The following is a 12,434-nucleotide window of genomic DNA, read 5'->3' on the forward strand; positions in this document are numbered from 1 at the left end:
GATGCCGGCTCGACGTCGGGGTGAATGGCTCCACCGGGGCGAGCAGGCGATCTACGAGAGCGAGTGGGTCAACCTGCACATCGCCGACGTCCTGATGCCCGACGGCACGCAGGTCGATCACCACCTGGTCAGGATGCACCGACCGGCGGTCGGCACGATCATCACCGCGGAGGCCGGCGTCCTGCTCCTGCACCGACACCGGTTCATCACCGACACCTGGGGTTGGGAGGTGCCCGCCGGCGGCGTCGACGCCGGGGAGTCGGCCGAACAGGCGGCCATCCGCGAGGCCCACGAGGAGAGCGGCTGGGAACCGGTCACCGTGCGGCGCTTGTGCTCGTTCTACCCGGCCAACGGCCTCCTCGATCAGGCATTCGTCATCTACGTGAGCGACGACGCGGTGCACCGCGGGCCGCCGGTCGACGTCAACGAGGCCGAACGGGTCGAGTGGGTGTCGGTCGGCGACGTGCGAGAACTCCTGCTCGGCGGCAAGATCAGCGACGGCCTGTCGTTCGCTGCGATCTCGTACTGGCTCGCCTCCGGCGCCGCCGACGGCACCGACGGTTCACGACCGTCCTGAGCGCTCGGCGAGGCTCGACGCCTCAGGCCGCGACGGGCACGGGCTACTACGGTGGCAGCGGTGACATCGACGATCGGGAGACTACGCCTGGCTCTGGCCCTGGTCCTCAGCGTCTTCGTGATCGGAACGATCGGGTTCTGGGCGTTCGGGCTCGGATTCGTCGACGCGATGTACATGACGATCACCACGATCACGACCGTCGGGTACCGCGAGCTCAACGGACCCGACATCACCGATGTCGAGAAGATCTTCACGATGGGGATCATCGTGACGGGTGTGAGCACCGTGCTCTACACGTTCACGCTCGTCGTCCAGACGATCGTCGAGGGGCAGCTGCGAGAGTTCGTCGGGAGGCGCAGGATGGACAGGAAGATCTCCGAGATGCACGATCACGTGATCGTGTGCGGTTGGGGCCGGGTCGGCCGAGCCGCTGCTCGCGACATGGCCCGCGACGGCACCGACGTCGTGGTCATCGACGAGGACCCCGACCGCGTGGTCGGGATCGAGCTCCCGACCATCGTCGGTGATGCCACCCACGACGCCACCTTGCGTGCTGCCGGGATCGAGCGGGCGCGGGCCCTGATCGCCGCCCTCGAAGGTGACGCCGAGAACCTGTTCGTGACGCTCTCGAGCCGGGCGATCAAGGCCGATCTGTTCATCGTCGCTCGCGCCCGCCAGGACGAGAGCGTCGAGAAGCTGAGTCGTGCCGGCGCCGACCGTGTCGTGAATCCGCAAGAACTCGGCGCCGCCCGGATGGCCTCGTTCGTGCTGCAGCCGAACGTCGCGGAGTTCGTCGACGTCGTGATGCACGAGCGCTCGATGGACTTCCGGATGCGCGAGGTCGAGATCCCCGAGGGCTCACAGATCGCCGGAAGTACGCTGCGCTCCGCCGATCTGCGCCAGCGCGCCGGCGCACTCGTCCTCGCACTGCGTGGCGACGACGGCACGTTCACGACCAACCCCGACCCCGACACCGTGCTCCATCCCCGAAACATCATCGTGGCGGTCGGGACCGACGAAGCCCTCCAGGAGTTGGTGAAGGCATGCCAGTGACCGAACCCCGAACCCATGTGCTGCTCGATCTCGACGGCACGCTGTCCGATTCCGAACCGGGCATCCTGCGCTCACTCCAGTGGGCGTGCGAGCAGGAGGGCTTCCCGGTACCGACCGAGGCCGAGGTGCGGTCGGTCATCGGGCCGCCGTTCGAGATCGGCCTCCCGTCGATCGGGATCCCGGACGACGCGCTCGAACGGGTCATCAACCGGTACCGCGAACGGTACGAGACGATCGGGGCGTTCGAGAACACGCTGTACTCCGGGATCATCGAGATGCTCGACGAACTGGCCGGCCTCGATCTGTCGCTCTCGATCGCCACCGCCAAGCCGGAGCAGACCGCCCATCCGATCCTCGACTACTTCGAGATCAGCGAGCGTTTCGACGTCAGGGCGGGAGCTTCGATGACCCCCGATCGACGGACGAAGGCCCAGGTCATCGACCACGCACTGCACGGCCTCGAGATCCATGCCGATCCCGACCTGAGCGATCACGTGATCATGATCGGCGATCGCGATCACGACGTCCTCGGCGCGATGCATCACGGCATCGTGTGCATCGGTGTGACGTGGGGCTACGGCACGCCGGAGGAACTGCTGCGGGCGGGTGCGATCGCACTCGCCGACTCCCCCGCCGAAGTTGCAGAGCTCGTCATGCAGCCGTACCGTTTGCGCCACTGATGACGACGCAACCGATCGACGCCCAGGGCGCCGCCGCACCAGACGAGTACACGCTCTGCGACCCGCCGCCGCTCGGCCCGGCTCGGTCCGACGCGGATCGCTTCATGCGTCGGCTCCTCCGGCTCCCCGTCGACGGCCCGCAGGCCAGCGCCGGCGACGCCCAGAAGGCGTTCCAGACCTCGATCCTGGTCGCGACCGTCCGGTGCCTGCTCATGTACATCGTCTTCCCGTTCGTGCTCCCGGCGATCGGCGTGGCGAGCGGTGTCGGCCCGTGGATCGGCCTGCCGATCAGCCTCGTGGCGATCGTCGCCATCACGATGAGCATCCGCCGGTTCTGGCGGGCCGACCACTCGAAGCGCTGGCACTACACGGTGCTCGGTACCACCGTGATCGGGTTCCTGATCTACCTCGTGGCGAAGGACGTCGTCGAACTGATCGGCTGACCGGTTGCGGCCAGGCGGCAGTCGTCGCGAGGCGTCAGTCGTCGAAGGCGAGGAAGCTGACGCCGTCGGCGCGGTCGCTCCGCCCGTGCCCCGCCGACGCCGCCCGCCAGAACGCCCGGTACGACGGGTACTCGATGTCGGCGGTGACCCATCCGCTCCGCACCAGTTCGGTGTGGAGGGCGGGGAGGTTGCGCCACGGCACGCCCATGTCGACGTGGTGCGCCAGGTGCCAGCCGGTGTGGTACGGCACCATCCAGTACCGAGCGAGCAGCGACTGATGGATCACGTGCGTGGTCTCCCGCCGATCCTTCGACCGCATCATGCCGCCGTGTTCGGCGATCGAGCGCAGCCGGTTGGAGACACGCCAGAGCGTCGACCACGAGAGGATCCAGACCACGTACGCGAACGGCCGGAGGAACACGACGGACGCACCGATCAGCACGAGGTGCAGCGCAGCGATCTGCAACGCCTCCGACCGGCGCTTCCGGATCGCGCCGAACAGCACGCGGAAGTTCTTGTAGGCGCTGATGCCGAACGCATCACGCCGGAGCTTGCGCCGCCACGAGTCGGCCGGGATCGGGTAGCCCGCGTACAGCGAGGCATCGGGCTCGTCGGGCCCCATCTCGTCGCGGTGGTGGGCGAAGTGGGCCCGCCGGTAGGCGAGCATCGCCTGGTACGACGAGTAGGCGAGGAACCGACCGACCCAGTCGTTGGCCCGGCGGTTGCTGAACAGCAGGCGGTGGGCCGCCTCGTGCCCGAGGATGTTGAGACAGACGTGACCGCGGGCCATCAGCACGAACGCGAGGAGATACGACCACCAGGTGTCGACCACCGCTGCGGCGACGACCACGCCATACGACTGCAGCAACGTGGCGACGACCGCCACGACGTTGCGGGCGTCGGGGATCTGCCGCAGTCGATCGCGCAGTTCGCGGGTGGGCTTGCCGCGTGCGTTGAGGCGTTCGGTCGGCAGGACGTCGGGCAGCGCCGGCGGCACCATGCCGCTCCGGGCAGGTTCGGCCGTCGGGTCGACAACGCCATCGACGACGCCGGTGTCGGGAACGACGCTCATGGGTGAATGTTACACTCGGCGATCACGATGAGCAAGGTGCGTAACAGTCGACGGGCGGCGGCACCGAGTTCCGGCGCGCTCCGGCCGCTCAACGCTCGATCGGTCGCGCTGTCGATCCTGCTCGGCAGCCACCCGCCGGAACTCCCGTCCCGGGCGTTCGTGGCGATGGCCGAGTTGTTCGGGATCTCGGGCGGCACCATGCGGACGGCACTGTCGCGGATGGTCGCCGTCGGGGACGTGACGTCGAACGACGGACGGTATCGACTCGCCGGCCGCCAGGTCGACCGTCAGGACGCACAAGACATCGGACGCCGGGCACCGTCAGCCACGTGGGACGGTCGCTGGCACACGATCGTCGCCGTCGACGACCAGCGCGACCTGGCCGAGCGACGCCGCTTCCGGGCGACGATGGCCAACCGGCGGTACGGCGAACTCCGTCCCGACATCTGGATCCGTCCGTCGAACCTCGGCGACGCACCCACCGACCCGAATTGGCTCGTGACGACCGGGACGATCGACGGCATCGCTCCGACAGCGCTCGTCGGGCGGCTCTGGGATCTCGACACGATCGCCGCCGAGGCGCACCGACTGCTCGCGGAGATGGCCGACCGCCGCACCCGGTTCGATTGGGACGACGACACCTCGATCCCTGCGCTCTTCACGACGTCGGCGGCGGTGGTGCGATTCCTCCGCCACGAACCGCTCCTCCCCGACGCACTCACCCCGCACGACTGGTCGGTCGCCACGCTGCGCTCGACCTACGACGAGTTCGAGACCGATCACCAACGGTTGCTCCGGCGGTTCCTCCGCCACGCGTGAGCCCGTCGACCCCGGACGCGCCACCCGACGGCGCTCGATGCACGACGGCGAGCGACGGGCGGCTAGCGTCTGGATCGGTATCCATCCACGTCTCAGACCGAGGGGAGTCACAGTGGAGATCAGCGTCACCGTCAACGGGGTCGTGCACACCGCAGACGTCGAGCCGCGCACCCTGCTCGTCCAATACGTCCGCGAGCACGTCGGCCTCACCGGCACCAACATCGGGTGCGACACGTCCTCGTGCGGCGCGTGCAGCCTCCACCTGAACGGCGAGGCGGTGAAGAGTTGCACCGTCCTGGCGGTCCAGGCCGACGGCCAGGAACTGACCACGATCGAAGGTCTCGCCGACGCCGACGGCACGCTGCACCCGATGCAGCAGGCGTTCCAGGACAACCACGGCCTCCAGTGCGGGTACTGCACCCCCGGCATGGTCATGGCCGCCACCAGCCTGCTCAAGGAGAATCCCGACCCCACCGAGCGTGAGGTCCGGATCGGCCTCGAGGGCAACCTCTGCCGCTGCACCGGCTACCACAACATCGTCCAGTCCGTTCTCGCCGCCGCCGGAGGTGCCAAGTGATCCCCGCCGCATTCGACTACGTCCGGGCCGGGTCGGCCGACGAGGCGATCAGCCTCATCGGCGAGCACGGCGAGGATGCCAAGTTCCTGGCCGGGGGCCACAGCCTGCTGCCGCTCATGAAGCTGCGGCTCGCCCAACCGACCGTGCTGGTCGACATCGGTCGGGTGACCGACCTGTCGTACATCAACGACGGCGGCGACCACGTCGCGATCGGCGCGCTCACCCGTCACATGGACGTCGAGAACAGCGACCTGCTCCGCGAGCACGTCCCGCTGCTCGCCCATGCCGCCGGCCACGTCGGTGATCCGCAGGTGCGCCACCGCGGCACGATCGGCGGCACGATCGCCCACGCCGACCCCGCATCCGACATCCCCGCCACGACGCTGGCGCTCGGCGCCACGTACGTCGCTCAGGGACCCAACGGCACCCGCGAGATCGCGGCCGCCGACTTCTACCACGGGTTCCTCACGTCGGCCCTCGAGCCCGACGAGATGATCACCGAGATCCGCGTCCCGAAGATGAACGGTGCCGGTTGGAGTTTCCAGAAGTTCAACCGCCGGGCCCAGGACTGGGCGATCGTCGGCGTGGCCGCCTGGAGCGGCGCTGCCGGCTCGGGCGTCGGGCTCGTGAACATGGGATCGGTGCCGATCCTCGCGACCGGCGTGTCCGAGGCACTCGCCGGCGGCGCATCGATCGACGACGCGGCCGAGCAGGCCAACGCTCAGACCGACCCGCAGTCCGACATCAACGCCAGCGTCGAGTACCGCCAGCATCTGGCTCGCGTGCTCGTCAAGCGGGCGCTCACCGAAGCCGCCGGCTGACCCGACGGTTGGTGCCTGGAGCGTGAGCCGATAGGCGAACTGCGACCAATCGTCACGGGGGCAGCTCAGCGGAATGAAAAGGAGCGCAGCGACCTATCCGCTGAGCGCCCTGGCACCGACCGTCACTGCAAGCCGGCGTACGCTCCGCCGTCGACGTGCAACTGCACGCCGGTGGTGAACCGCGCCGCCTCACCGCACAGGAACGCCACGACCTGACCGAAGTCGTCGGGCTCGCCCATGGGGCTGCTCGGCATCGTCCCGTCGGGTCGCGCCACACGCGGGGTGCGGTGCAGACCGGGCTGCACGCTGTTGACGGTGACGCCGTCGGCGGCGACCTCGCGGGCGAGGGTCTTCAAGAACGCGGTGGCTCCCGCCCTGGCCGTGTTCGACAGGATCAGGTTGGGGATCGGCTGACGAACCGACACCGACGTGATGGCCACCACCCGACCCCAGCCGCGCTCCTGCATCGCCGGGACGGCGGCGGTGCACATCGCGACGACCGACATCAGGTTCAGGTCGAGTGCTGCCGGATACGCGTCGATCGACGTCGAGGCGAAGTTGCCCGCCGGCGGCCCGCCGGCGTTCGGCACCAGGATGTCCACACCACCGAGCGCCTCGGTGGCCGCGGCGACGAATCCCGCCGCCCCGGCGGGGGTCGACACGTCGGCGACCAGCGGGATCACCGACCCCTCGATCGACGCAGCGGCGTCGTCGACGCGCGCCCGGTCACGGCTGCAGATCGCCACCGTGACGCCCTCGGCGGCCAGCGCCCGCGCAGATCCGAGTCCGAGTCCCGACGACGCCGCAGCGACGGCGGCCCGCTTTCCAGTGATTCCGAGGTCCATGCGGGACGACGGTACACAGCGGTCCTACACTCGGCGGCACCCAGCGGCAGGTGAGGCATGTCCAGCGAAGACGATCCATCATTCGACCAGATCGACCGGCGCCATCTCGACGCGATCGCCGACGCCGATCAGTACGCGTACTGGTACGACGGCGCGAACGAACCCGATTCCAATCCGACCCTGGTGCGGACCGAGAGCTGCGACCTCTGCGTGGTCGGCGGCGGCTACACCGGCCTCTGGACCGCGATCATCGCGAAAGAGCGCGACCCGTCGCGCGACGTCGTGCTGATCGAGGCCGCGACCGTCGGCTCGGCCGCGAGCGGCCGCAATGGCGGGTTCATGGACGCCAGCCTGACCCACGGCATCGCCAACGCCCGCGCACGCTGGCCCGACGAGGTCGAACTCCTCGAAGAACTCGGCCTCCGCAACCTCGACGACATCGAGCGGGCGATCACCAGGTACGGCATCGAGTGCGACTATCAGCGGACCGGGGTGATCGAGGTCGCGAACTCCACCCACCCTCCCTCGTACTTCGAGGAGATCCGCGACGACTACGAGCTGATGGTCCAGCTCGGCCACGATGTCGAGTGGCTCGACGCCGACGCCATGCAGGAACAGGTCCACTCCCCGATCTACACCGGTGGCGTGTGGGACAAGAACGGCTGTGCGATCGTCGACCCGGCCAAGCTCGTCTGGGGGCTGAAGAGCGCGGCCGAATCGCTGGGTGTGCGCATCTACGAGGACACCAGGGCGACCGACCTGAAACGCGACGGCATCGGCGTGATGGTCACCACACCGTTGGGCACGATCCGGGCCGGCAAGGTCGCCCTGTGCACCAACGCGTTCAAGCCGGTGCTCAAGCGCCTGGGCAACTACATCGCGCCGGTCTACGACTACTGCATGGTCACCGAGCCACTCACCGACGAGCAGATGGCATCGATCGGGTGGGAGAACCGGCAGGGTCTCTCCGATCTCGCCAACCAGTTCCACTACTACCGACTCACCGCGGACAACCGGATCCTGTGGGGCGGGTACGACGCCGTCTACTACTGGGGCGGCAAGGTCTCGGCCGAGTTCGAGAGCCGACCGGAGACGTGGGCCAAACTCAGCCGGCACTTCTTCGAGACGTTCCCGCAGCTCGAGGGAGTCCGGTTCACCCACATCTGGGGCGGCGCGATCGACACGTCGAGCCGCTTCAGCGTGTTCTGGGGCCGAGCGATGGGCGGACGGGTCGGGTACGCACTCGGCTACACCGGGCTCGGCGTCGCCGCCTCACGTTTCGGGGCGGCCGTGATGCTCGACCTGCTCCACGGTCGACGGTCGATCGCGACACAGACCGAGTTCGTCCAGTCGCGGCCGCTGCCGTTCCCGCCCGAGCCGTTCCGGTTCGTCGGCATCCAGGCGACCCGGTGGTCGCTCGGCCGCGAAGACAAGACCGGCAAACGCAACCTGTGGCTCAAGGGGCTCGACAAGATGGGCCTCGGGTTCGACAGCTGACAACGGGTAGGTTCGCATCGTGACTCCTGCCGACGTCAGCGCCGCACTCACACAGCACGGCTATCTCCCCGACGACGGCCTGTCCACGGCGGTCTTCCTCGCCATGGAGCTCCGCCGGCCGTTGCTGCTCGAAGGCGAGGCCGGCGTCGGCAAGACCGAGCTGGCCAAGGTGCTCTCGACCTGGACGGGCGGTGAGCTCATCCGGCTCCAGTGCTACGAGGGCATCGACGCGGCGCAGGCCGTCTACGACTGGGACTACGCCCGACAGCTCCTCCACCTGCGTGCCGCCGAGGCGACGGGCGAGACCGCCGGGCGATCGTCCGATGCCGTCGAGGCCGACCTCTACCAGGAGCGGTTCCTGATCAAGCGAGCGCTGCTCCGGGCGATCGGCCACGGCGACGGCCCACCGCCCGTGCTGCTGATCGACGAGGTCGACCGGGCCGACGACGAGTTCGAGGCGTACCTGCTCGAAGTGCTCTCCGACTTCCAGATCACCGTGCCCGAGATCGGGGTCTATCGTGCCGAGACGCCGCCGCTGGTGGTGTTGACCTCGAACCGCACCCGTGACGTGCACGACGCCCTCAAGCGTCGCTGCCTCTACCACTGGGTCGAGCATCCCGGGTTCGACCGCGAGGTCGCGATCGTGCGGCTGCGCGTGCCCGGCTGCACCGAGTCGCTGGCGCGCGAGGTGGCCGCTGCGGTCGAGACCATGCGCGACCTCAACCTCTACAAGCCGCCGGGCGTCGCGGAGACGATCGACTGGGCCGCGGCGCTCGGCAGGCTCGGGGTGACGACCCTCGACGAGCACAGTGTCGCCACGACGCTGGGCACGGTGCTGAAGTACCGCGAGGACCACCATCGTGTCGAGCAGCACGGACTCGCGGCGATCATCCGGCAGGCGGCCGAGCGAAGCCGGTGACGGCCACACGCGACGCCGGGGAGATCGCCGTCGCGTTCAGCCGCGTGCTGCGCGGCGCCGGTCTGACCGTGCCGACGTCGTCGACGATCGCGTTCGCCGAGGCGTTGATGCACACCGGACTCGACGACCGCGACACGACCTACTGGGCCGGCCGGGCGACACTCGTCAGACGACCCGAAGACCACGAGCTGTTCGACCGCGCCTTCGCGGTGTTCTGGGAGCATGCCGCCGCCGGGGCGATCGAGAGCCCCGACGAGGAGCCGATCGGCATCACGTTGGCGATCGACGACGACAGCCTCGACGGCGACGACGCCGAGGCGGCCGAGGCGTCCGACGACCCCGTCATCGAACTCCGCTTCAGTACCACCGAGGTACTGCGGCAGAAGGACTTCGCCGACTACACCGCCGACGAGCTGCACGAGGCCCAGGCGCTGATGGCCCGCCTACGGCTCGTCGGGTCGCCACGGCGGTCGTTGCGGCTCACCTCGTCGAGCACCCGCACGTCACGCCCCGACCTCCGACGCACCGTCCGGTCGGCGATGCGATCCGGTGGCGAACCGATACGGCGACACCACCTCCGCCCCGGCACGCGCAACCGCCGCCTCGTGCTGCTGCTCGACGTGAGCGGTTCGATGGAGCCGTACGCCAGGGCACTGATCCGCTTCGTCCACGCGGCGGTCGCCGGCCGGCAGAAGGTCGAAGCGTTCGCGCTCGGAACCCGCCTCACCCGGTTGACCCGCGAACTGTCGTCGCGCGACCCGGACGAGGCACTGCGGCGTTCCGCACGGCGCGTCAGCGACTACGGCGGCGGCACCCGCCTCGGCGACGGTCTCCGCGTGTTCAACGACGACTGGGGACAGCGGGGTATGGCCCGCGGGGCGATCGTCGTCGTCCTGTCCGACGGCTGGGACCGCGGCGACCCCGAGGTGCTCGGCGAACAGATGCAACGGCTCCATCGCGTGGCCCACAAGGTCATCTGGGTCAACCCGCTCAAGGTGACCCCCGGGTACGCGCCGCTCGCCCGCGGCATGGCGGCCGCGCTCCCCCACATCGACGCGTTCGTCGAGGGCCATTCGCTCGACGCGATCGAGCGGCTCGCGAGCGAGATCGCCACCGCGTGACCGTCGGAGTCGGGATCCGAGCCCGGCGAGAGGCAGACTGACGTCATGAAGGACCTGCTGGACGACATCGACCGCTGGCGACGCGACGGCAAGCGGGTCGCGCTCGCCCGCGTCGTCGACATCGAGGGGTCCGGCCCGCGAGATCCCGGTGCGGCGATGGCCGTCAACGAGGTCGGCGAGGTCGTCGGCAGCGTGAGCGGCGGGTGCGTCGAAGGCGCGGTCGTCAGCGAGTCGTTGTCGGTCCTGCAGGGCGATCGTGATGCGGGGATCATCACGTTCGGCTACAGCGACGACGAGGCCTTCGCCGTTGGCCTCACCTGCGGCGGCACGATCCGACTGTTCATCGAGGAGCTCGACTGGTGAGCGACCCGATCTACCCAGCGCTCGCTGCCGCGATCCGCGACGAGGAACCGGTCGCTCTGGTGACCGTGATCGACGGCGGCGCCGTCGGCGCCAAGCTGCTCGTGCAGCCGGGCGGTTCGCCGCTCGGTTCGCTGGGCAACGACGAACTCGACCGGGTCGCCCACCGCGACGCACTCGCGGAACTCGAGGCCGGCCGGTCGGGTGTCCGCCACTACGGACCGGGCGGCGAGACCACGCCGGAAGACCTCGTCGACACTCCGATCGTGCGAGTGTTCGTCGAGAGCTGGGCGCCACCGCCGCAGATGTGGATCTTCGGAGCGGTCGACTTCACGGCCGCCCTCGCGAAGGTCGCGAAGGTGCTCGGCTACCGGGTGACGGTATGTGATGCACGCGAGGTGTTCGCGACCCGGCGCCGGTTCCCGATGGCCGACGAGGTCCGCGTCACGTGGCCGACCCCCATGTTCGACGATCGGGGTGATCAGCTCGGCACCCGAGATGCCGTGTGCATCCTCACGCACGACCCGAAGTTCGACGTCCCTGCAGTCCAGGGGGCGCTCGCGACCGAGGTCGGCTACATCGGCGTGATGGGCAGCCGCACCACCCACGCGCGCCGCATGGAACGGCTCGCCGAGGCCGGGGTCGACGACCCGATCCAGCTCGATCGGCTCATGTCGCCCGTCGGCATCGACATCGGAGCGCGCACGCCCGAGGAGACCGCGGTGTCGATCTGCGCCGAGATCATCGCCCGGCGGACCGGACGGGTGACCCCGTCACTCCGTGACGGCGAGGGTCCCATCCACCAGTGAACCGCCGTCGGCCGCAGCACCGAGCTGTGCTGCCTCGGCGTCACCGAACCGCAACGACTTGTCGGGCAGCCCGGCGATCTCGACGTGGCTCCCCGTGTTCGGCGAGTGGATCATGGTCGACGCACCGAGGTAGATCGAGATGTGACCGGGGTAGTAGACGAGGTCACCGGCTTCGGCGTCGTCACGCTCGATCGCCGTCGCATCGTTGATCTGATCCCGGCTGACGCGAGGAAGCTCGACACCGGCGGAGCCGAACGCCCAGATCGTGAGCCCGGAGCAGTCGAAACCGACGCCCGGTTCGGAGGCGAGGTACTCGTACGGCACGCCGAGCTGGCTGATGGCGCTCAGCACCGCGTGCTGCTTGGCCACCGAGACGCCGGCCCACTCGTCGCGCAGCGAGCCGCGCTCGAGTTCGACGTCGCGTTCGGTCAGCGAGGCCGCCTGGTCGCGGTGCTGCACGAAGCGTACGTAGTCGATCGGGCGGGAAGTCTGCTGCCAGCGATCGAGTGCGGCGACGGCCTGCCCGGCGGCGTCGGCGATCACCGTCGACTTGGTCCGGGGGGCGGCATCGGCGCCGTGGTCGGCCGTTGCTGCGAGGCCGGCGAAGCTCAGCACGCTCGCGACCGCGACGGTGGCGAGCTGCCGCGCGCTCCGCCGCAGGGAGATCTTCGGGGGGTGTACTCGAGTCATGCTCTGGCTCTCTTCCGTGTGACAGGCCCAACACCTCGCCACGGGGACGAGGTGAAGCTATCGTCACGAGACCGTAATAAAACGTCGTTGTCGCAACTTCTTCGTCACAATCGACATCTGTTCGTCGGCCGGTCGACCTCCCGGCTCGAAT

General features: G+C 69.1%; 15 protein-coding genes. 12 read left to right on the forward strand and 3 right to left on the reverse strand.

The genetic code is table 11. The features are described 5' to 3' along the window. Position 1: 1 nt before the first annotated feature. From R8G01_07925 to R8G01_07940, 4 genes are read left to right on the forward strand one after another with little or no spacing between them, the layout of a single operon-like run. Positions 2-577 (forward strand): NUDIX hydrolase, encoded by a 576-nt coding sequence (locus R8G01_07925; GenBank protein ID MDW3213905.1) that lies wholly within the window; start codon positions 2-4, stop codon positions 575-577. 60 nt (positions 578-637) lie between these two features. After that, entirely contained in the window at positions 638-1,630 is a 993-nt protein-coding gene (locus R8G01_07930; GenBank protein ID MDW3213906.1) for a potassium channel protein, read from the forward strand. Beyond that, positions 1,621-2,310, forward strand: a complete 690-nt coding sequence (locus R8G01_07935) for an HAD hydrolase-like protein (protein MDW3213907.1) — start codon at positions 1,621-1,623, stop codon at positions 2,308-2,310. The genes R8G01_07930 and R8G01_07935 overlap by 10 nt, the downstream gene beginning before the upstream one ends. Then, positions 2,310-2,753: a hypothetical protein gene (locus tag R8G01_07940; protein ID MDW3213908.1), complete on the forward strand. Its 444-nt coding sequence runs from the start codon at positions 2,310-2,312 to the stop codon at positions 2,751-2,753. Before R8G01_07935 ends, R8G01_07940 begins: the two co-directional genes overlap by 1 nt. A gap of 34 nt (positions 2,754-2,787) precedes the next feature. Here the strand turns inward: R8G01_07940 and R8G01_07945 are convergent, their stop codons facing one another. After that, positions 2,788-3,825, reverse strand: coding sequence for a fatty acid desaturase (locus R8G01_07945; GenBank protein MDW3213909.1), 1,038 nt, complete (start codon positions 3,823-3,825; stop codon positions 2,788-2,790). Between the two features lie 27 nt (positions 3,826-3,852). Here R8G01_07945 and R8G01_07950 point away from each other — a divergent pair, with 27 nt between their 5' ends. The 3 genes from R8G01_07950 to R8G01_07960 all read left to right on the forward strand — a co-directional run bounded on the left by R8G01_07950 (position 3,853) and on the right by R8G01_07960 (position 6,042). Continuing rightward, positions 3,853-4,644, forward strand: a complete 792-nt coding sequence (locus R8G01_07950; GenBank protein ID MDW3213910.1) for a PaaX family transcriptional regulator C-terminal domain-containing protein — start codon at positions 3,853-3,855, stop codon at positions 4,642-4,644. A gap of 112 nt (positions 4,645-4,756) precedes the next feature. Then, the gene (locus R8G01_07955; GenBank protein ID MDW3213911.1) at positions 4,757-5,221 is read left to right on the forward strand and encodes a (2Fe-2S)-binding protein; all 465 of its coding nucleotides are present in this window, start codon (positions 4,757-4,759) and stop codon (positions 5,219-5,221) included. Beyond that, the gene (locus tag R8G01_07960; GenBank protein ID MDW3213912.1) at positions 5,218-6,042 is read left to right on the forward strand and encodes a xanthine dehydrogenase family protein subunit M; all 825 of its coding nucleotides are present in this window, start codon (positions 5,218-5,220) and stop codon (positions 6,040-6,042) included. Before R8G01_07955 ends, R8G01_07960 begins: the two co-directional genes overlap by 4 nt. A 122-nt stretch (positions 6,043-6,164) precedes the next feature. Here R8G01_07960 and R8G01_07965 read toward each other — a convergent pair whose 3' ends face one another. Further along, entirely contained in the window at positions 6,165-6,887 is a 723-nt protein-coding gene (locus tag R8G01_07965; protein ID MDW3213913.1) for an SDR family oxidoreductase, read from the reverse strand. 57 nt (positions 6,888-6,944) lie between these two features. Between R8G01_07965 and R8G01_07970 the strand changes: the two genes are divergently transcribed. Genes R8G01_07970 through R8G01_07990 form a run of 5 tightly spaced genes read left to right on the forward strand, consistent with a single transcriptional unit; the run spans position 6,945 to position 11,593 of the window. After that, on the forward strand, positions 6,945-8,384 hold the full coding sequence (locus R8G01_07970; protein ID MDW3213914.1) for an FAD-dependent oxidoreductase: 1,440 nt from the start codon (positions 6,945-6,947) through the stop codon (positions 8,382-8,384). 19 nt (positions 8,385-8,403) lie between these two features. After that, positions 8,404-9,303, forward strand: a complete 900-nt coding sequence (locus R8G01_07975) for a MoxR family ATPase (protein MDW3213915.1) — start codon at positions 8,404-8,406, stop codon at positions 9,301-9,303. Further along, positions 9,300-10,424, forward strand: coding sequence for a VWA domain-containing protein (locus R8G01_07980; GenBank protein MDW3213916.1), 1,125 nt, complete (start codon positions 9,300-9,302; stop codon positions 10,422-10,424). The genes R8G01_07975 and R8G01_07980 overlap by 4 nt, the downstream gene beginning before the upstream one ends. A gap of 45 nt (positions 10,425-10,469) precedes the next feature. Next, positions 10,470-10,787, forward strand: coding sequence for an XdhC family protein (locus tag R8G01_07985; protein MDW3213917.1), 318 nt, complete (start codon positions 10,470-10,472; stop codon positions 10,785-10,787). Continuing rightward, positions 10,784-11,593: an XdhC/CoxI family protein gene (locus R8G01_07990; GenBank protein ID MDW3213918.1), complete on the forward strand. Its 810-nt coding sequence runs from the start codon at positions 10,784-10,786 to the stop codon at positions 11,591-11,593. The genes R8G01_07985 and R8G01_07990 overlap by 4 nt, the downstream gene beginning before the upstream one ends. On the opposite strand, the gene R8G01_07995 is transcribed toward R8G01_07990, so the two are convergent. Further along, positions 11,558-12,283: a C40 family peptidase gene (locus R8G01_07995; protein ID MDW3213919.1), complete on the reverse strand. Its 726-nt coding sequence runs from the start codon at positions 12,281-12,283 to the stop codon at positions 11,558-11,560. The genes R8G01_07990 and R8G01_07995 overlap by 36 nt on opposite strands. Positions 12,284-12,434 lie beyond the last annotated feature (151 nt).

The organism is Ilumatobacteraceae bacterium (assembly GCA_033344875.1).
Taxonomy (GTDB): Bacteria; Actinomycetota; Acidimicrobiia; order Acidimicrobiales; family Ilumatobacteraceae; genus Ilumatobacter.

What these genes read in the sequence shown, in the direction of transcription:
- R8G01_07935 (MDW3213907.1), top strand. Translation starts at nt 1,621, where the DNA reads ATGCCAGTGACCGAACCCCGAACCCATGTGCTGCTCGATCTCGACGGC.
- R8G01_07985 (MDW3213917.1), top strand. Translation starts at nt 10,470, where the DNA reads ATGAAGGACCTGCTGGACGACATCGACCGCTGGCGACGCGACGGCAAG.
- R8G01_07970 (MDW3213914.1), top strand. Translation starts at nt 6,945, where the DNA reads ATGTCCAGCGAAGACGATCCATCATTCGACCAGATCGACCGGCGCCAT.
- R8G01_07945 (MDW3213909.1), bottom strand. Translation starts at nt 3,825, where the DNA reads ATGAGCGTCGTTCCCGACACCGGCGTCGTCGATGGCGTTGTCGACCCG.
- R8G01_07965 (MDW3213913.1), bottom strand. Translation starts at nt 6,887, where the DNA reads ATGGACCTCGGAATCACTGGAAAGCGGGCCGCCGTCGCTGCGGCGTCG.
- R8G01_07995 (MDW3213919.1), bottom strand. Translation starts at nt 12,283, where the DNA reads ATGACTCGAGTACACCCCCCGAAGATCTCCCTGCGGCGGAGCGCGCGG.
- R8G01_07925 (MDW3213905.1), top strand. Translation starts at nt 2, where the DNA reads ATGCCGGCTCGACGTCGGGGTGAATGGCTCCACCGGGGCGAGCAGGCG.
- R8G01_07950 (MDW3213910.1), top strand. Translation starts at nt 3,853, where the DNA reads ATGAGCAAGGTGCGTAACAGTCGACGGGCGGCGGCACCGAGTTCCGGC.
- R8G01_07940 (MDW3213908.1), top strand. Translation starts at nt 2,310, where the DNA reads ATGACGACGCAACCGATCGACGCCCAGGGCGCCGCCGCACCAGACGAG.